The sequence below is a fragment of the Streptomyces sp. NBC_01717 genome, from assembly GCF_036248255.1.
Lineage (GTDB): Bacteria > Actinomycetota > Actinomycetes > Streptomycetales > Streptomycetaceae > Streptomyces.
In genome coordinates this window covers 3,935,071-3,955,501 of the sequence record NZ_CP109178.1, presented here as the reverse complement: position 1 = coordinate 3,955,501, position 20,431 = coordinate 3,935,071, and the positions used below count along the sequence as shown (strand labels likewise).

The 20,431-nt window shown below is 70.4% G+C and carries 18 protein-coding genes; 13 read left to right on the top strand and 5 right to left on the bottom strand.

Annotation, left to right across the window (positions count from 1 at the left end; genetic code table 11):
• Nucleotides 1–296: 296 nt before the first annotated feature.
• Together sucC and sucD are read left to right on the top strand one after the other, a co-directional pair.
• On the top strand, nt 297–1,478 hold the full coding sequence (gene sucC, locus OHB49_RS17740; RefSeq protein ID WP_030969002.1) for an ADP-forming succinate--CoA ligase subunit beta: 1,182 nt from the start codon (nt 297–299) through the stop codon (nt 1,476–1,478).
• A gap of 20 nt (nt 1,479–1,498) precedes the next feature.
• Entirely contained in the window at nt 1,499–2,383 is an 885-nt protein-coding gene (gene sucD / locus OHB49_RS17735; RefSeq protein ID WP_030969003.1) for a succinate--CoA ligase subunit alpha, read from the top strand.
• A gap of 125 nt (nt 2,384–2,508) precedes the next feature.
• On the opposite strand, the gene OHB49_RS17730 is transcribed toward sucD, so the two are convergent.
• A complete protein-coding gene (locus OHB49_RS17730) occupies nt 2,509–3,423 on the bottom strand; it encodes a hypothetical protein (RefSeq protein WP_052189319.1) in 915 nt (304 codons plus the stop codon).
• Nucleotides 3,424–3,652: 229 nt separating this feature from the next.
• Here OHB49_RS17730 and OHB49_RS17725 point away from each other — a divergent pair, with 229 nt between their 5' ends.
• Nucleotides 3,653–5,350, top strand: a complete 1,698-nt coding sequence (locus OHB49_RS17725; protein WP_329161429.1) for a cell division protein PerM — start codon at nt 3,653–3,655, stop codon at nt 5,348–5,350.
• Here the strand turns inward: OHB49_RS17725 and OHB49_RS17720 are convergent.
• Nucleotides 5,340–6,251: a hypothetical protein gene (locus tag OHB49_RS17720; RefSeq protein ID WP_329161427.1), complete on the bottom strand. Its 912-nt coding sequence runs from the start codon at nt 6,249–6,251 to the stop codon at nt 5,340–5,342. The genes OHB49_RS17725 and OHB49_RS17720 overlap by 11 nt on opposite strands.
• A gap of 358 nt (nt 6,252–6,609) precedes the next feature.
• Here OHB49_RS17720 and purN point away from each other — a divergent pair, with 358 nt between their 5' ends.
• Complete coding sequence (gene purN, locus OHB49_RS17715; RefSeq protein WP_329161425.1) at nt 6,610–7,266, top strand: phosphoribosylglycinamide formyltransferase; 657 nt, start codon at nt 6,610–6,612, stop codon at nt 7,264–7,266.
• Nucleotides 7,253–8,806 (top strand): bifunctional phosphoribosylaminoimidazolecarboxamide formyltransferase/IMP cyclohydrolase, encoded by a 1,554-nt coding sequence (purH, locus tag OHB49_RS17710; protein ID WP_329161423.1) that lies wholly within the window; start codon nt 7,253–7,255, stop codon nt 8,804–8,806. The genes purN and purH overlap by 14 nt, the downstream gene beginning before the upstream one ends.
• 236 nt (nt 8,807–9,042) lie before the next feature.
• Here purH and OHB49_RS17705 read toward each other — a convergent pair whose 3' ends face one another.
• The gene (locus OHB49_RS17705) at nt 9,043–9,657 is read right to left on the bottom strand and encodes a proline-rich domain-containing protein (protein ID WP_329161422.1); all 615 of its coding nucleotides are present in this window, start codon (nt 9,655–9,657) and stop codon (nt 9,043–9,045) included.
• Between the two features lie 237 nt (nt 9,658–9,894).
• On the opposite strand from OHB49_RS17705, the gene OHB49_RS17700 reads away from it, so the two are divergent.
• The 5 genes from OHB49_RS17700 to OHB49_RS17680 all read left to right on the top strand — a co-directional run bounded on the left by OHB49_RS17700 (nt 9,895) and on the right by OHB49_RS17680 (nt 15,910).
• Nucleotides 9,895–10,773 carry a bifunctional methylenetetrahydrofolate dehydrogenase/methenyltetrahydrofolate cyclohydrolase gene (locus OHB49_RS17700; RefSeq protein WP_329161420.1) on the top strand — a complete coding sequence of 293 codons (879 nt, stop codon included), beginning with the start codon at nt 9,895–9,897 and terminating at the stop codon, nt 10,771–10,773.
• A gap of 29 nt (nt 10,774–10,802) precedes the next feature.
• Nucleotides 10,803–11,531: a DUF3017 domain-containing protein gene (locus OHB49_RS17695; protein WP_329161418.1), complete on the top strand. Its 729-nt coding sequence runs from the start codon at nt 10,803–10,805 to the stop codon at nt 11,529–11,531.
• Between the two features lie 564 nt (nt 11,532–12,095).
• Nucleotides 12,096–13,223: a helix-turn-helix domain-containing protein gene (locus tag OHB49_RS17690; protein ID WP_329161416.1), complete on the top strand. Its 1,128-nt coding sequence runs from the start codon at nt 12,096–12,098 to the stop codon at nt 13,221–13,223.
• 178 nt (nt 13,224–13,401) lie between these two features.
• Nucleotides 13,402–14,391, top strand: coding sequence for a malate dehydrogenase (locus tag OHB49_RS17685; RefSeq protein ID WP_030914454.1), 990 nt, complete (start codon nt 13,402–13,404; stop codon nt 14,389–14,391).
• 136 nt (nt 14,392–14,527) lie between these two features.
• On the top strand, nt 14,528–15,910 hold the full coding sequence (locus OHB49_RS17680) for a B12-binding domain-containing radical SAM protein (RefSeq protein WP_329161414.1): 1,383 nt from the start codon (nt 14,528–14,530) through the stop codon (nt 15,908–15,910).
• 34 nt (nt 15,911–15,944) lie between these two features.
• On the opposite strand, the gene OHB49_RS17675 is transcribed toward OHB49_RS17680, so the two are convergent.
• Nucleotides 15,945–16,673 carry an isocitrate lyase/PEP mutase family protein gene (locus tag OHB49_RS17675; RefSeq protein WP_329161412.1) on the bottom strand — a complete coding sequence of 243 codons (729 nt, stop codon included), beginning with the start codon at nt 16,671–16,673 and terminating at the stop codon, nt 15,945–15,947.
• Between the two features lie 74 nt (nt 16,674–16,747).
• Complete coding sequence (locus OHB49_RS17670; protein ID WP_329161409.1) at nt 16,748–17,260, bottom strand: carboxymuconolactone decarboxylase family protein; 513 nt, start codon at nt 17,258–17,260, stop codon at nt 16,748–16,750.
• Between the two features lie 47 nt (nt 17,261–17,307).
• Between OHB49_RS17670 and pdxR the strand changes: the two genes are divergently transcribed.
• The 3 genes from pdxR to OHB49_RS17655 all read left to right on the top strand — a co-directional run bounded on the left by pdxR (nt 17,308) and on the right by OHB49_RS17655 (nt 20,409).
• A complete protein-coding gene (gene pdxR / locus OHB49_RS17665) occupies nt 17,308–18,711 on the top strand; it encodes a MocR-like pyridoxine biosynthesis transcription factor PdxR (protein WP_329161407.1) in 1,404 nt (467 codons plus the stop codon).
• A gap of 216 nt (nt 18,712–18,927) precedes the next feature.
• Nucleotides 18,928–19,203 (top strand): hypothetical protein, encoded by a 276-nt coding sequence (locus tag OHB49_RS17660; RefSeq protein ID WP_030914471.1) that lies wholly within the window; start codon nt 18,928–18,930, stop codon nt 19,201–19,203.
• 6 nt (nt 19,204–19,209) lie between these two features.
• Nucleotides 19,210–20,409, top strand: coding sequence for a glutathionylspermidine synthase family protein (locus OHB49_RS17655; RefSeq protein WP_329161406.1), 1,200 nt, complete (start codon nt 19,210–19,212; stop codon nt 20,407–20,409).
• The last annotated feature ends 22 nt before the right edge of the window (nt 20,410–20,431 follow it).

The following is a 20,431-nucleotide window of genomic DNA, read 5'->3' as shown; positions in this document are numbered from 1 at the left end:
CCACTCCGTCCGGACCACGGGAACCGCCCGGCCCCGGGTCCCCTCTCCCCATCGACGTTCACGTGCCGTTTTGTCCACTGCGACCCGGCTACCAGCACGATCTGTGACCGTAATCACCGCTCAGGTGTGAGCTGCGATTTAGGGTCCTGTGGGGCTCGGGGATAACCTGCGAGATGGACATGCCGCGTACCCGGACACCGTGTGCGCTTTCCTTGTGACAGAGCAGTCACGTTGCCCCTCGCGGCACGCCCACGCAGAAAACGAACCGCGAGACCACTGAAAAGGGACGGACGCGCGTGGACCTGTTCGAGTACCAGGCGAGGGACCTCTTCGCCAAGCACGGTGTACCGGTGCTGGCCGGTGAAGTCATTGACACGCCTGAGGCAGCCCGCGAGGCGACCGAGCGGCTGGGCGGCAAGTCTGTCGTCAAGGCGCAGGTGAAGGTCGGCGGCCGCGGCAAGGCCGGCGGCGTCAAGCTGGCCGCCACCCCCGACGAGGCGGTCGCCCGTGCGACCGACATCCTCGGCATGGACATCAAGGGCCACACGGTCCACAAGGTGATGATCGCCGAGACCGCGCCGGAGATTCTTGAGGAGTACTACGTCTCGTACCTCCTCGACCGCACCAACCGCACCTTCCTGGCCATGGCCTCGGTGCAGGGTGGCATGGACATCGAGGAGGTCGCGGAGAAGACCCCCGAGGCCCTCGCGAAGGTCCCGGTCGACTCCAACACCGGAGTCACGATCGAGAAGGCCCGCGAGATCGTCGCCCAGGCGAAGTTCCCGGCCGAGGTGGCCGAGAAGGTCGCCGAGGTCATGGTGACGCTGTGGGACACCTTCGTCGCCGAGGACGCGCTCCTCGTCGAGGTCAACCCGCTCGCCAAGGTCGCCTCCGGCGACATCCTGGCGCTGGACGGCAAGGTGTCTCTCGACGAGAACGCCGACTTCCGTCAGCCCGGCCACGAGGCCCTCGAGGACAAGGCCGCAGCCAACCCGCTCGAGGCTGCCGCCAAGGCCAAGAACCTCAACTACGTCAAGCTCGACGGCGAGGTCGGCATCATCGGTAACGGTGCCGGTCTGGTCATGTCGACGCTGGACGTCGTCGCGTACGCCGGTGAGCACCACGGCAACGTGAAGCCCGCCAACTTCCTCGACATCGGTGGCGGCGCCTCCGCCGAGGTCATGGCGAACGGTCTCGAGATCATCCTCGGCGACCCGGACGTCAAGTCCGTCTTCGTCAACGTCTTCGGTGGCATCACCGCGTGTGACGAGGTCGCCAACGGCATCGTCCAGGCTCTGGCGCTTCTGAAGTCGAAGGGCGAAGAGGTCACCAAGCCGCTGGTCGTGCGCCTCGACGGCAACAACGCGGAGCTGGGTCGCAAGATCCTTTCCGACGCCAACCACCCGCTCGTGCAGCGCGTGGACACCATGGACGGTGCGGCCGACAAGGCCGCTGAGCTCGCCGCGGCTGCGAAGTAAGGACGAGGGACTCCAACACCATGGCTATCTTCCTCACCAAGGACAGCAAGGTCATCGTCCAGGGGATGACCGGTGCGACCGGCATGAAGCACACCAAGCTCATGCTCGCCGACGGCACCAACATCGTCGGTGGCGTGAACCCGCGCAAGGCCGGCACGACCGTCGACTTCGACGGCACCGAGGTACCGGTCTTCGGCTCCGTCGCCGAGGCGATGGAGAAGACGGGCGCGAACGTGTCCGTCCTCTTCGTGCCGCCGGCCTTCGCCAAGGTCGCCGTCGTCGAGGCGATCGACGCCGAGATCCCCCTCGCCGTCGTGATCACCGAGGGCATCGCTGTCCACGACTCGGCCGCCTTCTGGGCGTACGCCGGCTCGAAGGGCAACAAGACCCGGATCATCGGCCCGAACTGCCCCGGCCTGATCACCCCCGGCCAGTCCAACGCCGGCATCATCCCGGGCGACATCACCAAGCCCGGCCGCATCGGTCTCGTGTCGAAGTCCGGCACGCTGACCTACCAGATGATGTACGAGCTCCGTGACATCGGCTTCTCGTCCGCCGTCGGCATCGGTGGCGACCCGGTCATCGGCACGACGCACATCGACGCCCTGGAGGCGTTCGAGGCCGACCCCGAGACCGACCTGATCGTCATGATCGGCGAGATCGGTGGCGACGCCGAGGAGCGTGCGGCGGACTTCATCGCGAAGAACGTCACCAAGCCGGTCGTCGGCTACGTCGCGGGCTTCACCGCCCCCGAGGGCAAGACCATGGGCCACGCCGGCGCCATCGTCTCCGGCTCCTCCGGCACCGCCCAGGCGAAGAAGGAGGCCCTCGAGGCCGCCGGCGTCAAGGTCGGCAAGACGCCGACCGAGACCGCCAAGCTGGCGCGCGAGATCCTCGGTGCCTGACAGCTGCATCGCAGCTGATCCGCTGTATCGCTGATACTGCGTGTACTGCGCGGGCCCGTACCCCTCCTGAGGGGTACGGGCCCGCGCCGTTTCGATTCGGGTTCGCTCCAGGTGGCGCGGGTCGGTCACCGTACTTCCGGGACGAGCCGCGCGGGGCCGTGAACGAGCTCGTCGTCGAGCTTCCGCTGCATCTCCAGGTCCTGCGTCGTCAGCCGCTCCGGACCACCGCGGGGCGGCACGCCCCCGACCTGCTCGGCGGGCGACGGCGGTGTCTCGTACCGTGGCGGAGCGGTCACCATGGTGATCGCCGCGAGGCCGATGAGCACTGCGGTGAGGGCGATGGCCGCCTGCGTCCAGAGTCTGGCCTTGTTCTCACTGCTCGTACGGACCGCATGGGGAGTGAGCAGCGCGGCCACGGGCTGGGCGTGGGCGATCGTGCCCAGCTGTTCGTGCAGCAGTGCGGACTCCTCGTCGGGCGAGAGCGGGGTCGTCGATGCGGGCAGCCGCTCGGCGACCGCGGCCCGCGCGGTCACCAGCCTGCCCGCCGCCGCCGCGGTGCTCGCCTCCGTCTCCGCCGCGGTATCCGGTAGACCCAGGCCGACACCGTCGTGGAGCAGCAGGGTGCGCCGGTACGCCGGCGGCAGGTCGAGCAGCGCGTCGAGCAGGGCGCCCGAGCCGGGATCGGCTGCCGACTGCGGGTCGGGGTGGCGGTGGGCGCGGCGCAGCCGGTGCCAGGGCGACATCGCGTACTCGTACGCGGCCGCCCGCACCCAGCCGGCCGGATCCCGGTCGACCGCCACCTCGGGCCAGCGCTGCCAGGCCTGCTCGAAGGCCCGCTCGACGGACTCCTTGGCGAGGTTCCGGCGACCGGTCAGCAGATACGTCTGCCGGAAGAGGGCGGTGGCGAGGCCGACGTAGAGGGCATCGAATGCGTCGGCGGGGGTGGGGCCGAGCGAAGTCGAGTCCTCGGGCGCTGTGGGGTCGGAGGAGACGGGTGGGGTGGGCTGGTCCCGGGTGGTGCCGGGGTCGGTCGGGGCCATGGTGGTGCTCCCGGTGGCTTGGGTTCGGGCGGCCGGAGGCTGCGTAGCTCCCAGTAGGAGCGCAGCGGGGAGGGGGTGGCCGCATCGGTGGCGCTGTGGGTCATGAAGGCCCCCTGGCGGACCCACGCTGGGCCAATAAGTACATAAACGTATATTGAGCGACACAGCGGCTATTCGCCCGTTACACGAAAAAAGTGCGTGTCGTTGGGAGCATTGCGATGTGACCCAAATGACCGAACGCACCCCGTCGTTGTCGGCTGAGCAGGGCCGGTCCGCCGCGCTGGTCTCCGCCTTTCTGCGCGGAATGCTTGCCGCGGGGCTCGGACTCGGCTCGCTGGCTGTGCTCGTCATGATGGTGTGGATCAGCTCCCCGGCCTCCGACAGCGGCCCCGGCGGCGCCTTCCATGCCGCAGCGGGGATCTGGCTGCTGGCGCACGGCGCCGAACTCGTCAGAACCGACACCCTGAGCGGCGCCCCCGCCCCCGTCGGTGTCGTCCCGCTGCTGCTCACCGCGGTGGTGATGTGGTTGGTGCATCGGGCCGCCCGCGATGTGATGGAGCCTGACGACGACGGGCGCACCCCGCCCTCGGGCGGGAGCGTCTTCTGCCTGGTGACGGGCGGATATCTGCTGGTCGCGACGGCTGTCGCGTTCTACGCGAAGAGCGGCTCGATGGTTGTGCGGCCGTCTTCGCTCCTGTTCCCGCTGGTTCCCGCGGTGGCGGGTGCGGCGGGGGCGGGCGTGTGGTCGGCGGCCGGGCGTCCCGTCGCGCCACCGTCCTGGGCGCCGCTGCGGCTGCACGAGGCGATGGCGCGGACCCGGTTCGCGGGGCGGGCGGAAGCGGTGTTCCGGGCGGCGGCGGCCGGGACGGCGGTGCTGCTGGGCGGCGGCGCGCTGCTGGTGGCGGCGTCACTGGTGTGGCATGCGGAGCAGGTGCAGGCATCGTTCCTGGGGCTCTCCGCTGACTGGGCGGGCCGGTCCGCGGTGCTGCTGCTGGCGATGGCGCTCGTGCCGAACGCGGCGGTGTGGGGTGCTGCCTATGGGCTCGGGCCCGGCTTCGCACTCGGTACGGCGTCCACGGTCACCCCGCTCGCCTTCACCGGGCGACCGGCGCTGCCGGACTTCCCCCTGCTGGCAGCGGTACCGGCCCACGGCCCCGGGACGGTCCTGAACTGGGCGGCCGCGGTGGTGCCGGTCGCGGCCGGGGTGGCGATCGCTCGGTTCACCGGACGTGACGGGGATGCCTGCAGTCCGTGGGAGACCGCGCTGACGGCTGCCCTGGCGGCGGTGGGATGCGGAGTCGGGACGGCGACGCTGACCGCTGTGGCGGGCGGACCGATGGGTACCGGGGCGCTGGCCGAGTTCGGCCCGGTCTGGTGGCTCACAGGGGCGGCGGCGCCGGCGTGGACGGCACTGATCGGTGTCCCCGGGGCGCTGCTGCTGAGGGCCTGGCGGCTGCGGCAGCACGGCAGCGGCGGGAGCGGGGAGGAGGAGACCGGGTCGGTGCTCGACTTCCTGGTCGATGTGGAGGTTTCGGAGCGGCAGCGGAGCGGTCCGCGGTGGTGGCGCAGGCGTGGGGGCGAGGATGCGGCCGAGGCGTCGGAGCCAGGACCCGGCACCGGAACGGGCACGGAAACCGGAACCCGAACCGGATCCCCCGCCGGGGTCGGTTCCGTATCGGTGTCCCCGCCTTCGCCACCCGCGACGTCCGCGCCCGTGCCCGGGGCGACGTCCTGGTACCAGGAGGATGCGGGCGCTGTGCCGTACGACTTTCTGCCGACCGACCCGTGGCACGAGCGGACGGCCGGTGATTCCCCCTGGACCTCCGGGGGTTCCCTCTGGGCATCGCTGTCCAAGGGCCCCGAGACGCCGCCGGCCCAGCCTCCGGAGGCTGGGCCGGCGAACAGTCCGGAAGGCGCTAGTTCTTGACGCCGAAGAACGGCTCCAACGGCTTCGGCAGCAGGTCGTTGCAGGCCAGCTGTCCGGACTTGGTGAGGGCGTCGTTCACGCAGGTGTAGTAGTCGCGGTAGACCAGCTGCACCGTGAATGTCATCGCGACGATCGAGAGCGCGAGCAGCGCCGTGACGAGACCGCTGACCGCAGCGGTCGTCTGCGGCCTGCCCTGGCCCTGTGCGTACGGGGCGGCGGTCCCGGCTCCGGGAGCCGGCCCCGCGGCCGGAGCGGAGCCGGAACCGGAACCCGCACCGGCGGCCCCGTCGGCGCTCTCCGCGGCCGTTGCAGTCCTCGGCTTGGCGCGCAGCGAGCTGATCGACCAGTACACGGCGAGTGCGCCGAGCAGCAGGGCGATCTCCGGGAAGTCGAAGATCGCGAAGAAGAAGGCCCACATGCCGGAGAGCAGCGCGTAGCGGGCGCGCCGCTGAGCGGGGTCGGTCGGGTCCCAGCGCAGCCCTCCGGGGCCGCCCTCGGGCCCGCCCTGACCGCCTGGGCCGTTCGGCCCGCCCTGGCCGCCCGGACGGCCGCCGAAGCCGCCGCTCTGGCGGCCCGGCTGGTGGTTGCTCCACTGGCTGCCCCAGGCCGGCCGGTCGTCGGACGAGCCGCCCTCGGGCGACCCCTCACCGTTCCCGTTCGAACCCTCGTCCCCGCTCCCGTTCGCGCCGGGCGACGGGTGTCGCGGCCGCCACGGCTGGTCGGGGCGGTTCTCCGGCGGGGCGGCGAAGGGGTTGTCGTCCTTCTTGCTCGAGGAATCCGACGAATCCGAAGGATCCGAGGACGAGGAGGAGCCCGTCGGGGACTGGCGTTCCCGCAGCAGCAGTGAGGTCCGCTCGGGCAGCGGGTGGCGGAAGGCGGTGCGGCGGCGTCGGTCCGGCATATGGTGAACGTCTTCCCCATCTCGTCATTTCCGCCCTGACGGACGGTTCGCTGTCCCCTGACGCTACCTCCCGGCCAGGAGGGGCCGAAAGCTGGGAGCACGACGCCGGAGGCCGATATCTGCCGCCAGGACCCACTCCCTCTGTGATCTCCCCCTCGATCTCCCTTGGATCTCCTCTGCGATCCGGCCCCTCACCCCCGTCCCGTGGGGGTCCCCCGATGTGCCGGTATCGTTGCTGACGGTCGGCTCCTTCGTAGAGTTCCCCGTATCGCGGGGCGCGATTCTTTCGTACGACCCTACAAATAACGACCCCACAAACAGCGTCGCTCTGCTTCACCACGCGAGAAAGGGCCCAGCCGTGGCCTCCCCGCCCCCCTCCGCCGCTCCGGCCCGCCTGGTCGTGCTGGTCTCCGGTTCCGGTACGAACCTCCAAGCCCTGCTCGATGCGATCGGCGACGACCCTGCGGGCTTCGGCGCCCAGGTCGTCGCGGTCGGCGCCGACCGCGACAGCATCGTCGGTCTGGAACGGGCGGAGGGAGCCGGGCTGCCGACCTTCGTCTGCAAGGTCAAGGACTACGCCACCCGTGAGGAGTGGGACGCGGCGCTCGCCGCCGCCACTGCCGCGCACCGCCCGGACCTCGTGGTGTCCGCGGGCTTCATGAAGATCGTGGGCAAGCGGTTCCTCGCCGAGTTCGGCGGACGGTTCGTCAACACCCACCCCGCCCTGCTCCCCAGCTTTCCCGGTGCCCACGGGGTGCGTGACGCCCTCGCGTACGGCGCGAAGGTCACCGGGTGCACCGTCCACTTCGTCGACGACGGCGTCGACACCGGTCCGATCATCGCGCAGGGCGTGGTCGAGGTGACCGAAGAGGACACGCCGGAGGGCGAAGCCGCTCTCCATGAACGCATCAAGGAAGTCGAGCGCAAGCTGCTCGTCGAGGTCGTGGGGCGGCTCGCCCGTAACGGCTATCGCATTGAGGGACGAAAGGTTCATCTCGGTCATGTCGGTGAATAAGCCCATCCGCCGCGCCCTGGTCAGTGTCTACGACAAGACGGGGCTCGAAGACCTCGCCCGCGGTCTGCACGAGGCGGGCGTCGAGCTCGTCTCCACCGGCTCGACCGCCGGGAAGATCGCCGCCGCCGGCGTGCCGGTCACCAAGGTCGAGGAGCTCACCGGCTTCCCCGAGTGCCTCGACGGCCGCGTCAAGACGCTGCACCCGCGCGTGCACGCCGGCATCCTCGCCGACCTGCGCCTGGACGCCCACCGCGAGCAGCTCGCCGAGCTCGGTGTCGAGCCCTTCGACCTCGTCGTCGTCAACCTGTACCCGTTCAAGGAGACCGTCGCCTCCGGCGCCTCCGCCGACGAGTGCGTGGAGCAGATCGACATCGGCGGCCCGTCGATGGTCCGCGCCGCGGCCAAGAACCACCCGTCCGTGGCCGTCGTCACTAGCCCCGACCGGTACGCCGACGTCCTCGCCGCGGTCAAGGCGGGCGGCTTCGACCTGACGACCCGCAAGCGGCTCGCCGCCGAGGCGTTCCAGCACACGGCCGCGTACGACGTGGCCGTCGCCTCCTGGTTCGCGGACGACTACGCCGCCGCCGACGACACGGGCTTCCCCGACTTCTTCGGTGCGACGTACGAGCGCAGCAACGTCCTGCGGTACGGCGAGAACCCGCACCAGCCCGCCGCGCTCTACACGTCCGGCACCGGCGGCCTGGCCGAGGCGGAGCAGCTGCACGGCAAGGAGATGTCGTACAACAACTACACCGACACGGACGCCGCGCGCCGTGCCGCGTACGACCACGCCGAGCCGTGCGTCGCGATCATCAAGCACGCCAACCCGTGCGGCATCGCGATCGCCGACGACGTCGCCGAGGCGCACCGCAACGCGCACGCCTGCGACCCGCTGTCGGCCTTCGGTGGTGTCATCGCCGTCAACCGTCCGGTGACCGTCGCCATGGCCGAGCAGGTCGCGGAGATCTTCACCGAGGTCATCGTCGCCCCGGCGTACGAGGACGGCGCGGTCGAGATCCTCGCCCGCAAGAAGAACATCCGCGTGTTGCGCTGCCCCGACGCCCCGACATCCACGGTCGAGGTCAAGCCGATCGACGGCGGCGCGCTGCTCCAGGTCACCGACCGGCTCCAGGCCGACGGCGACGACCCGGCCAACTGGACCCTCGCCACCGGTGAGGCGCTCTCCGAGGACGAGCTCGCCGAGCTCGCGTTCGCCTGGAAGGCCTGCCGCGCGGTCAAGTCCAACGCGATCCTGCTCGCCAAGGGCGGCGCCTCGGTCGGCGTCGGCATGGGCCAGGTCAACCGCGTCGACTCCGCGAAGCTCGCCGTCGAGCGGGCCGGTGAGGAGCGTGCGCGTGGTGCGTACGCCGCTTCGGACGCGTTCTTCCCGTTCCCGGACGGCCTGGAGATCCTGACCGCGGCCGGCATCAAGGCCGTGGCGCAGCCCGGCGGTTCGGTCCGTGACGAGCTGGTCGTCGAGGCCGCGAAGAAGGCGGGCGTGACGATGTACTTCACGGGTACGCGGCACTTCTTCCACTGAGCAGCATGAACGGACGAGCGGCGTGAACGAACGCCGAGGGCGTCTCCCGGAGCTGGTCTCCGGGGGCCCTCGGCGTTGCCGCAGCTGAGGACCCGCCAAGCCGACTCCGCGGACGCGGGCCGGGGGCGCCGGAAGGCCGTAACCCCCGTGAGTGTGCGGGATTACGGCCTTCATCACGGAGATCCGCGTGCGAGCGGTGAGCCGATCCGATGCGGTCGGCGACCCGGTGGGGTCGGTCAGGCGCGCGGACGCTGGAACCACTGGGCCGACGCGCTCTTCGCCGCGAAGACGATGAGCAGGACCGCCATGATCAGCGTGATGAGACCCACCGGAATGGTGAAGAGCCCGCTGATGACGGCGAAGGACCCATACACGATCGAGCACGTACGTACGGCGTTGCCGCCGTTGCTGTACTTGAGCGCAAGGATCACGCCGAGTGCGGCGAAGACGAGCGCGAGCACGATGAGGAAGCCCAGGACGCCCTTGCCCACATTGGCGAACATCTCCGTGTCGCTTCCGGCGGTGGATCCGTCGGTGACCTTGTCGAACTGGGAGAGGGTGTAGGCGTACAGTCCGGCGACGATGACCTGGCAGGCCACGATGACGAACAGGAAAATGCGGGCCGCCTTGGTAATCCCCGGCATCTCGACCGGGGCGCCCGGGAAGCCGTAACCGGGCTGGACGGGCGGGGCCTGCGGGTAGCCGTAACCCTGCTGCGGAACACCCTGCGGGGCCTGCTGGGGGTAGCCGTAGCCCGGCTGCCCACCCTGCGGGGCCTGCTGGGGGTAGCCGTAGCCCGGCTGCCCGCCCGGCTGCTGACCGTAGGGGTTGTTCGGGTCGCCGTTGCTCATGGCGAAATTCCTCCGTTGCGAAAGTGCGGGGACGATGCGGTCCGGGCGGAGGAATCATGCGCAATCAGAACGGTCTGTCCCCCCGACACTGCCCGCGGTACTGCGCGGCTCATCGTGGTCTTGACGTCGGCTTTTTGTCCAGTCGATTGCCGTATGTGTTGTGCAAGCGCAATCTGACGGCCACCGTGGAGACCCAGAATTGGTATGCGGGTGGGGTCATCCGCGAGGATGGGCACTATGACTGCCCAGATTCTCGATGGCAAGGCCACCGCAGCCGCGATCAAGTCCGATCTGACCGTCCGCGTGGCGGCCCTCAAGGCACAGGGCATCACCCCTGGCCTGGGAACCCTGCTCGTCGGGGACGACCCGGGCAGCAGGTGGTACGTGAACGGCAAGCACCGCGACTGCGCGCAGGTCGGCATCGGCTCCATCCAGCGCGAACTCCCCGACACCGCCACCCAGGAGGAGATCGAGGACGTCGTACGGGAGCTCAACGCCAACCCCGACTGCACGGGATACATCGTGCAGCTTCCTCTCCCCAAGGGCATCGACACCAACCGTGTCCTGGAGCTGATGGACCCGTCCAAGGACGCCGACGGTCTGCACCCGATGAACCTCGGCCGGCTCGTCCTGAACGAGACGGGCCCGCTGCCGTGCACCCCGCAGGGCGTCGTCCAGCTGCTCCGCCACCACGACGTCGAGATCAACGGGGCGCACGTCGTGGTCGTCGGCCGCGGCGTCACCATCGGCCGCTCGATCCCGCTGCTGCTGACCCGTAAGTCCGAGAACGCCACCGTCACCCAGTGCCACACCGGCACGCGTGACCTCGCCGCCCAGCTCAAGCAGGCCGACATCATCGTCGCCGCCGCGGGTTCGCCGCACATCATCAGGCCCGAGTACGTGAAGCCGGGCGCGGCCGTGCTCGACGTCGGCGTCAGCCGGGACGAGGAGGGGAAGATCGTCGGCGATGTGCACCCCGGGGTGGCCGAGGTCGCCGCGTGGATCTCCCCGAACCCGGGCGGTGTCGGCCCGATGACCCGTGCCCAGCTGCTCGTCAACGTGGTCGAGGCGGCCGAGCGCGATGCCGCTGCCGCGGCTTCCGTGTCCGCCGACTGAGCCGACCGACCTGATCCGGAAGGAACCCCATGGGTGCTGGTACGAGTCCGGCCGACCCGGCCGCCGCGGCGGACCGGGCGATTCCGGTGCCGCCGGGCGAAGGCGCGCGCGGTGCGGAGGAGCGTGCCGAGGACGTGCCGGGCGAGGGTGTGAGCGCTACGGTCGAGGGCGCCGGTACCGAGGGCCCGGACGCCGGGCCTGCGGGCGAAGAGACCAGGGATGCCGAAGCGGCGGATGGCGGAACCGCCGCCGAGCCGACGGCGGAAGACGCGGGCGTCGGCTCCGGCAGCAGCGATCCCGCTGACGGCGAACCCGCCCCCGGCGACTCCGCTCCCAGCGGTGGCCCGGGTGTCGCGCCCCGCCCGTCGCGACGGTTCCCCTCGTTCACCCGGGACACGGCGCGCCCCGAGGGCGGCGGCAGGGCGGCGTCCGGAGACGCGCCCGCCCCGGCCCGCCAGTGGCCGCTGCTCGCCGTGCTCTGCACGGCCGGGATCGGCCTGCTGATCGTTGCCGTCAACCCCTTCGCCCAGGCCTTCAGAATCGGCACGATACTGATCGGCGTCGCCCTCATCGGTGGAGCCGTGCTGCGCTGCGTGGTTCCCTCGGTGGGCATGCTGGCGGTCCGTTCCCGGTTCACCGACCTGGTGACGTACGGACTGCTGGGCGTTCTGATCGTGCTGCTCGCACTCGTGGCGCAGCCCAAGCCGTGGCTGGACGTACCGTTCCTGGAGCACGCGGTCCGCTTCACGATCCGCTGACTCCCGTACGACGCCGAGTACGTCCAGGACGCCACGTACTCCTCGCAGCGCGAACCGGCCCCCTCGCACTCACTCCGGGTGCCAGGGGGCCGCGGCTTTTGCGCAGCAGACCGCGGCCAGGAGATGGCGTCCGCTGAGTTCAGGTGGTGTCCGTCCCCTCCCCCGATAAGGGACGGACACCTGCGGCCGGGGCCCACGGGAGCGAAGGAGCTCCGGAAAGCGGTGACTTGAGCGGCCTTGCCCCGACCTGGATCCAGCCTCGCCGACGAGGAACGACGGTTCAAGGGAACCCTGTGGCCTGTGGCACGGAAGTGACCGTTCCGCCACGGTGTGATCGCTGCGCAACGGCGGCAGACCGGCACGGCAACGCAGGGCGGGGCAGGGGGCGCGCGACGGTGCGAGCCGAACTCCCCAATGATTCGGTGCGCTCCCTCTCCAGGAACTGACCGCCTGCCTTTGTACATCCTCCTGGGTAGTCCGGAACGGTAGGCCGCCGTACCGGGACAAGGGGGAACGACAGAGCGGGGTACATCAGGCACGTTCGGGGGAACTGAGGGGGAAGTAATGCCTCGTTGGAAGGCACTACCGGAGGAACTCGACCCACAGGTCAGGGAGTTCGCCGGCCAGCTTCGCAGACTCATCGACCGCAGTGGTCTGGGCATCGCCGCGGTTGCTGACCGCACGGGCTACAGCAAGACGTCGTGGGAGCGCTATCTGAACGGTCGGCTGCTCGCGCCCAAGCGGGCGATCGTTGCTCTCGCCGAGGTCACGGGCACCGATCAGGTGCATCTGACGACCATGTGGGAGCTGGCGGAGCGGGCCTGGAGCCGCGCCGAGATGCGCCACGACATGACGATGGAGGGCATCCGGATCGCCCAGGCGCGTGCGGCGCTCGGCGAGTTCGGGCCGAGCCCGGTGGGCCATGGCGGGAGCCGCCGCTCCGCCGGAGCGGTCACCGGCACGGGCGTCGGCACAGCTGCGGACGCGGATACGGACCCGGGCGCAGACCGGGATGCGGGTGGGCGCGACGGGGGTCGCGCACCGTCCGTACCGATTCAGCGCGGGACATCCCCGCGCGTGCCGCAGCAGTCACGGGCGCGCCCGGGTGCTGGATCCACAGACGCATACGGATCCGCTGCAGGGCCGCCGCAGCCGCAACACGGCGGCGGTGCGCGGAAGCCGGTCGACCGCCGCAAGCTGACCGTGTTCCTCACCGGCGTGGTGGGCACGCTGATGGTGACAGCCGCCGCGGTACTCCTGACCGTCCCGGGCGGTGACGACAACGACAGGAAGGACGCGGCCACCCCGTCGGCGTCGCCGAGTCCGCGCGCGGCCGAGCTGCCGGACGGCGTCAGGTGCAGTGGCGCCGACTGCACGGGGAAGGATCCGGAGGACATGGGGTGCGGCGGCAGGTTCGCCCGTACGGCCGCAAGCGTCACGGTCGGCGGAAGCCTCGTCGAGGTGCGCTACAGCGAGACGTGTGCGGCGGCGTGGGCCCGGGTCACCAGGGCCACCCCGGGCGACACGGTCCGGATCACCGCAGGCGGAGCCGCGGGGCAGCACGGCGCCGTGGACGCCGGCACGGACACCGACGCGTACACCCCCATGGTCGCCGTCAAGAAGGCCACGGACGCCAGGGCCTGCGCGACGCTCGTGTCCGGGACGAAGGGGTGCACCGACGCTGCCGGGTGAGACGCGGCCCCGGTGAGCGGTGCGTGACCGGTTGTGTGCGGTGCCACAGGGGGGCGGGCGGCCGGGAGGTTCCGGGTCGGATAGCCTGATCGCTGGATATCTCTTCACATCAAGATTCAGGGGATATCCAGCACCAGGGGCAGGGACCCCCACCGCCAGCTGTCTAACGGAGATCGCCATGACCCGCACTCCCGTGAATGTCACCGTGACCGGCGCAGCCGGCCAGATCGGCTACGCGCTGCTCTTCCGCATCGCATCCGGCCACCTGCTCGGCCCGGACGTGCCGGTCAACCTGCGCCTCCTGGAGATCCCGCAGGGTCTGAAGGCCGCCGAGGGCACCGCGATGGAGCTCGACGACTGCGCCTTCCCGCTGCTGCGCAACATCGAGATCACGGACGACGCCAACGTCGGCTTCGCCGGTGCGAACGTCGCTCTGCTCGTCGGCGCCCGCCCCCGTACGAAGGGCATGGAGCGCGGCGACCTGCTCTCCGCCAACGGTGGCATCTTCAAGCCGCAGGGCAAGGCCATCAACGACAACGCCGCGGACGACATCAAGGTCCTCGTCGTCGGCAACCCGGCCAACACCAACGCGCTCATCGCGCAGGCCGCCGCCCCGGACGTACCGGCCGAGCGCTTCACCGCGATGACCCGCCTGGACCACAACCGCGCGATCTCGCAGCTGGCCGCCAAGACCGGCGCCGCCGTCTCCGACATCAAGAAGCTGACGATCTGGGGCAACCACTCGGCGACCCAGTACCCGGACATCTTCCACGCGGAGGTGGCCGGCAAGAACGCCGCCGAGCTCGTCAACGACGAGGCGTGGCTGGCCGACACCTTCATCCCGACCGTCGCCAAGCGCGGCGCCGCGATCATCGAGGCCCGTGGCGCGTCCTCGGCCGCCTCGGCCGCCAACGCCGCCATCGACCACGTGTACACCTGGGTCAACGGCACCGCCCCCGGCGACTGGACCTCGATGGGTATCCCGTCGGACGGCTCCTACGGTGTGCCCGAGGGCCTCATCTCGTCCTTCCCGGTCACCACGAAGGACGGCAAGTACGAGATCGTCCAGGGCCTGGACATCAACGAGTTCTCCCGCACGCGTATCGACGCGTCGGTGCAGGAGCTCGCCGAGGAGCGCGACGCGGTTCGCGAGCTCGGTCTGATCTGATCCGTACGCCTCCTGGCGCGTACCTCACCGCCCCCGGCAGCAGTCGCTGCCGGGGGCGGCTGCGTTCGTACATGGCCGCCGGCGGGAACGGCCGTGGGTGGGAACTGCGGACACGGGTTGCGCAGTCTGGGCTGTCATGCGCGTGACGATGATTCTTCCGGCCCTGACCGAGGCGACCAGCCCGCTCTTCCGGCCCATCAAGTACTCGCTCTTCCCGCCGCTCGGCCTGGCGACCCTCGCCGGCTACCTGGATCCGGACGACGAGGTGACGCTCCTCGACGAGCATGTCGAACGCGTCGACATCGAGGCGCTCGACAGCCCCGATCTGCTGGTCGTCCAGCCGTACATCACCTCCGCCCGGCGCAGCTACGAGATAGCCGACCACTTCCGCGCCCGAGGTGTCCACGTCGCCATGGGCGGCCTCCATGTGACCTCGCTCCCGGACGAGGCGGCGGCGCACGCGGACACGATCTTCACCGGGCCGGGGGAGGACACCTGGCCGCTGTTCCTGAAGGAGTTCCGGGACGGTGTGCCGGGCCGCCGGTACGACTCCAGGCTGCGCACCCTGGCCGGACTGCCGCCCGTACGACGGGACCTGATCAAGCGGAACCTGTATCTGGTGCCCAACTCGATCGTCGTCTCGCGCGGCTGCCCGCACCACTGCGACTTCTGCTACAAGGACGCGTTCTTCGAGGGCGGCAAGTCCTTCTACACCCAGGCCGTGGACGACGCTCTCGCCGAGATCGAGCGGCTGCCCGGCAAGCACCTCTACTTCCTCGACGATCATCTGCTCGGCAACCGGCGCTTCGCCGAGGCGCTCTTCGACGGGATGGCCGGAATGGGACGGCTCTGGCAGGCGGCCGGCACCGTGAAGTCCGTACTCCAGCCGGACCTGCTGGAGCGGGCCGTGGACGCGGGGCTGCGTAGCCTGTTCGTCGGCTTCGAGACCGTCAACAGCGCGAATCTCGCCGAACGCCGCAAGGACCAGAACATCGGCAAGGACTACGGCGCCGCCGTCCGCCGGCTCCATGACGCCGGTGTCATGGTCAACGCCAGCTTTGTCTTCGGCCTCGACCACGACGGCCCGGACGTCTTCGACCGGACGGTGGAGTGGGCCGTCGAGCAGGGCATCGAGACGGCCACCTTTCACATCATGACGCCGTATCCGTCCACCGGCCTGTGGAAGCAGATGGAGGCCGAGGACCGGATCGTCCACCGGGACTGGGATCTCTACGACACCCGCCATGTCGTCCACCGTCCGAAGGGGATGACCTCGCGTCAGCTGGAGGACGGCTATTGGCGCGCGTACCGGGACTTCTACCGCTGGTCGAACATCTGGCGCGGCGCGGCCGCACAGCCGGGCACGCACGAGCGGCTGAGGCACCTGGCGTACGCGGGCGGCTGGAAGAAGTTCGAACCCGCCTGGGACGCCCTGATCCGCTCCCGCAACGTGGTGCGGGCCATGCCGATGCTGGAACGGACCCTGGCTGCCTTCGGGGGCGGACAGGCCCACGGCTAGGCCCTGGCGGGCTCGGTGCGCGGGCGGCGGGAGGTTACAGCGCGTGCAGCCGGTCGGCGATCAGGCGGACGGCTGCCATGGCCTGGCGCTGCAGCCCGGGGCCGAACGTGATGCGGGTGGCGCCCAGTTCGCCGAGGCGGCGCGGGGTCGGGCCGTCCGGCAGGGCGAAGACGTTGAGCGGCGCCGGGATGGCGGCGGCCAGGCGGGGAAGGGACTCGGGCGGTGCGGCGATCGGGTAGACGCAGTCCGCACCGGCTGCCGCATACAGCCGGGCGCGGGCGATCGTCTCCGTCTCCGGGTCGGTGCCGTCCGGGACGCCGCGTACGTACGTATCGACGCGAGCGTTGACGAAGAGCTGATCGCCCGCGACCGCGCGTACCTCCGCCAGCCGGTCCGCCTGCCGCTGCGGGTCCTTCAGGACGCCGTCGGCCGAGTCCTCCAGGTTGCAGCCGACCGCACCGGTGTCGAGGAGCCGCTCCACGAGTTCCTTCGGCGGCAGCCCGTAACCGGCCTCGATGTCCGCCGAGACGGGTACGGGAACGGCGCGCACGATCCGGGCCACGGCCGCGAACATCTCGGCGGCGGGTGTCGCCCCGTCCTCGTACCCGAGCGAGGCCGCGACCCCGGCGCTCGGCGTGGCGAGCGCCGGGAAACCGGCGTCGGCGAGGACACGGGCGCTCGCGGCGTCCCATGGGCCGGGGAGGACCAGCGGGTCTCCGGGGGTGCGGCCGTGGTGCAGGTCGCGGAAGACGGAGACGGTCATCGCGGGACTCCCGGGAGAGGCGAGGCGGAGGAGGGACGGCGCGGCGGCGGGGCGGCGACGCTCCGCGGTCCGGGTCAGTGCTTGGTGTCGCTGGGAGCGTAGTGGCCGGGGACCATGCGAGTGGCCACGGAGAACCGGTTCCAGGCGTTGATCACCGTGATGGCGGCGATCAGCTGGGCCAGCTCGGCCTCGTCGAAGTGCTTTGCGGCCTTCTCGTACACGTCGTCCGGCACGAAACCGTCGGTCAGGACCGTCACGGCCTCCGTCAGCTCGATCGCCGCGACCTCCTTCTCCGTGTAGAAGTGCCGCGACTCCTCCCACGCGCTGAGCTGGACGATCCGCTCGACCGACTCGCCCGCCGCGAGCGCGTCCTTGGTGTGCATGTCGAGGCAGAACGCGCAGTGGTTGAGCTGCGAGGCACGGATCTTCACCAGCTCGGCGAGGATCGGGTCCAGGCCCTTACGGGATGCTGTCTCCAGCCGGACCATGGCCTTGAAGACGTCGGGGGCGAGCTCGGCCCACTGCATGCGGGGGCTGTGTTCGGGGGCGTAGTCGGAGGTCGGGTGGTTGTGTTCGTTCGTCGTCATGGGTACGACGCTACGGGGCAGATGGCGCAGGAGTATGGTCCATTCCCATGAAGGATTCCTGGGCCACTTTCGGAGCCGACCTGCACATCGACCCGGCAGGCGCGGCGGGGCTGCGGGCCGGGCTGATGAACGCGCTGCGGGAGGCCGTACGGACCGGGCGGCTGACGCCCGGGACCCGGCTGCCGTCGTCCCGCACGCTCGCCGCCGACCTGGGGATCGCCCGGAACACCGTGGCCGACGCCTACGCCGAGCTGGTCGCCGAGGGCTGGCTCACCGCCCGGCAGGGTTCGGGCACCCGGGTCGCGCAGCGGGCCGAGCCACGTCGGCCGGCTGCGACGGCCCCGCGCTCCCGGCCGGTGCGGCGCCGGCCCGCCTACAGCCTGATGCCCGGGTCGCCCGACCTGTCGACGTTCCCGCGCGCCGACTGGCTCAAGGCGGCCCGGCGCGCCCTGACCGCCGCGCCCAACGACGCCTTCGGATACGGCGATCCGCGCGGACGCATCGAGCTGCGCACGGTACTGGCCGACTATCTGGCGCGGGCCCGCGGGGTGTACGCGGACCCGGAGCGGATCGTGATCTGTTCCGGCTTCCTCCATGGGCTGATGCTGATGGGGAAGGTGTTGCGGAAGCGGCGGGTGCGGGAGGTGGCTGTCGAGTCGTACGGACTGGAAGCGCACTGGAATCTGCTCGCGGACGCCGGCCTGCGCACTCCCTGCCTGCCGCTCGACGGACTCGGCTCCCGGACCGGGGAGCTGATCGGGATGCGCGGGGTGGGCGCGGTGCTGATGACTCCCGCGCACCAGTTCCCGACAGGGGTGCCGCTCCATCCCGACCGGCGGGCCGCGGCCGTGGACTGGGCACGGGGTACGGGCGGTCTGATCCTGGAGGACGACTACGACGGCGAGTTCCGCTACGACCGGCAGCCGGTCGGTGCCCTCCAGGGCCTCGACCCGGAACGGGTCGTCTATATGGGGACGACCAGCAAGTCCCTGGCGCCGGGGCTTCGGCTGGCCTGGATGGTGCTGCCGCAGGAGTTGGTGAAGGAGGTGGCCGAGGCGAAGGGCGAGATCGACTGGGTGTCGAGCGCGCCGGACCAGCTGACGCTCGCGGAGTTCATCGAGTCCGGTGCGTACGACCGTCATGTGCGCTCGATGCGGCTGCGCTACCGACGGCGCCGCGACCAGCTCGTCGCGGCGCTCGCGGAACAGGCCCCCGCACTGCGGATCAGCGGCATCGCAGCCGGTCTGCACGCCGTCCTCGAACTCCCGGACGGCAACGAGCGATCGGTGATCCAGGCCGCGGCCTTCCAGGGACTGGCCCTGGAAGGCATGGCCCGCTTCCGGCACGCGGACGCGGAGGCGGGAAACGACGCACTGGTCATCAGCTACGGCGCCCCGACCGACAGCGCCTGGACGGGCGCTCTGGAAGCACTCTGCCGGGTGCTGTCGTAGCAACCGGCGACCCCACGGCGGCCCGCGCGGCAACGGCCCGGAGAACGGAGACCGTACCGAAGCACACCGCGGAACCGGGTGTGCAGATCAGCCCAAAAAACACATGCGGACTCCACGGGGCGGTCTGCGCCGTACCCGGTTCCCGCCTTCCCGAGCGGCCATCTAATCTGACGGACGGTCCTATGGCTGGAACGGAACGATGGGGGAGACGGAAGCATGGCTAAGCGCAGGGTGAGGTCGAGCACGGTGGTGCTCGGTTCCATGGGGGTTCTCGCGGCCGCGATCACCTCGTGCGGATCGGAGCCGGACAAGCGGTGTGTGGACCCGGTGACCCACTCCAAGCTGCCCAGTTACGAGTGCAAGAGCAGCAGTGGCCACGGCACCTACTACTACGGCGGCAGCTCCAAGGGCGGCAAGGTCCAGGGCGGTAGTTTCGACAAGTCCGCCGTCGATCGCGGCGGCTTCGGCTGCTCCGGTACGGGCGGCGGCTGACCGGTCATGGAACGCCGCACCACCGAACCGCGCCCCGGCTGGCAGGAGACCGTCGAGGAGCAGGGGATCGTCTATCCGCTGACCCGCTACCCGGACGGATCGCTGCGCCCCTACTGGGACGAGAGCGCGTACTACGTCTTCTCGCTGCCCGAGGTCGAGGCGCTGGAGGACGTGGTCGAGGAACTGCACACGATGTGCCTGGCCGCCGCCGCGCACATCGTCGAGCAGGACCGCTTCGTCGACCTAGGCATCACCGACCGGCGACTGGCCGCTCTGATCACCGAGTCGTGGCGGCGCCGCGCCGAACTTCCGTCGCTGTACGGCCGGTTCGACCTTCGCTACGACGGAACCGGTCCGGCGAAGATGCTGGAGTACAACGCCGACACCCCCACCTCACTGGTGGAGGCGGCCAGTGCCCAGTGGTTCTGGATGGAGGACCGCTTCCCGGACGCCGACCAGTGGAACTCCCTTCATGAACGTCTCGTCGCGGCATGGAAGCGGCAGGCCGCACTGCTGCCACCGGGACCGCTGCATTTCGCCCACTCCGAGGGGGACGAACTCGGCGAGGACCTGATGACGGTCGCGTATCTCCGCGAGACCGCCGAACAGGCCGGGATCGACACGGAGGCGCTCTCCGTGGAAAAGATCGGCTGGGACCGGCTGGCCGGACGGTTCGTCGACGATCGGCTCCGCTTCATCCGTAGCTGCTTCAAGCTCTACCCGTGGGAGTGGCTGGCGACCGATCGCTTCGGCCCTCATGTCCTGGACACCCTCGACAACGGCGGCGGCACGGGCACCACCTGCTGGATCGAGCCCGCCTGGAAGATGCTCCTCTCCAACAAGGCGCTGCTGGCCATCCTCTGGGAGCTCTATCCCGGTCACCCGAATCTGCTGCCCTCCTATCTCGACGGTCCTCGCGAACTGGCCGGGGACGGGAACGGTGGCGGTGGCATCGGCTATGTCGCCAAGCCGCTGCTCGGCCGTGAGGGCGCCGGCGTCACGATCCACGAGCCGGGAAGCCCTGTGGTGATACGGGACGAACCGTGCTGCTACCAGGAGCTGGCCCCACTGCCGGACTTCGACGGCAACCGGGTCGTGCTGGGCGCCTGGGTCGTCGAGGACGAGTCCGCGGGGCTCGGCATCCGGGAATCGGCGGGTCCGGTGACGGACGAGTACGCACGCTTCCTGCCCCACGTCATCCTGTAGCGACACCGGTGGGGCGGGCCGA

Coding starts and splice junctions, on each gene's coding strand:
- purH (WP_329161423.1), top strand. CDS start 7,253: ATGTCGGTGAATAAGCCCATCCGCCGCGCCCTGGTCAGTGTCTACGAC.
- OHB49_RS17660 (WP_030914471.1), top strand. CDS start 18,928: ATGGCTAAGCGCAGGGTGAGGTCGAGCACGGTGGTGCTCGGTTCCATG.
- OHB49_RS17725 (WP_329161429.1), top strand. CDS start 3,653: ATGACCGAACGCACCCCGTCGTTGTCGGCTGAGCAGGGCCGGTCCGCC.
- OHB49_RS17655 (WP_329161406.1), top strand. CDS start 19,210: ATGGAACGCCGCACCACCGAACCGCGCCCCGGCTGGCAGGAGACCGTC.
- OHB49_RS17700 (WP_329161420.1), top strand. CDS start 9,895: ATGACTGCCCAGATTCTCGATGGCAAGGCCACCGCAGCCGCGATCAAG.
- OHB49_RS17685 (WP_030914454.1), top strand. CDS start 13,402: ATGACCCGCACTCCCGTGAATGTCACCGTGACCGGCGCAGCCGGCCAG.
- OHB49_RS17675 (WP_329161412.1), bottom strand. CDS start 16,673: ATGACCGTCTCCGTCTTCCGCGACCTGCACCACGGCCGCACCCCCGGA.
- OHB49_RS17730 (WP_052189319.1), bottom strand. CDS start 3,423: ATGGCCCCGACCGACCCCGGCACCACCCGGGACCAGCCCACCCCACCC.
- OHB49_RS17695 (WP_329161418.1), top strand. CDS start 10,803: ATGGGTGCTGGTACGAGTCCGGCCGACCCGGCCGCCGCGGCGGACCGG.
- OHB49_RS17680 (WP_329161414.1), top strand. CDS start 14,528: ATGCGCGTGACGATGATTCTTCCGGCCCTGACCGAGGCGACCAGCCCG.
- OHB49_RS17670 (WP_329161409.1), bottom strand. CDS start 17,260: ATGACGACGAACGAACACAACCACCCGACCTCCGACTACGCCCCCGAA.
- OHB49_RS17720 (WP_329161427.1), bottom strand. CDS start 6,251: ATGCCGGACCGACGCCGCCGCACCGCCTTCCGCCACCCGCTGCCCGAG.
- pdxR (WP_329161407.1), top strand. CDS start 17,308: ATGAAGGATTCCTGGGCCACTTTCGGAGCCGACCTGCACATCGACCCG.
- OHB49_RS17705 (WP_329161422.1), bottom strand. CDS start 9,657: ATGAGCAACGGCGACCCGAACAACCCCTACGGTCAGCAGCCGGGCGGG.
- OHB49_RS17690 (WP_329161416.1), top strand. CDS start 12,096: ATGCCTCGTTGGAAGGCACTACCGGAGGAACTCGACCCACAGGTCAGG.
- sucD (WP_030969003.1), top strand. CDS start 1,499: ATGGCTATCTTCCTCACCAAGGACAGCAAGGTCATCGTCCAGGGGATG.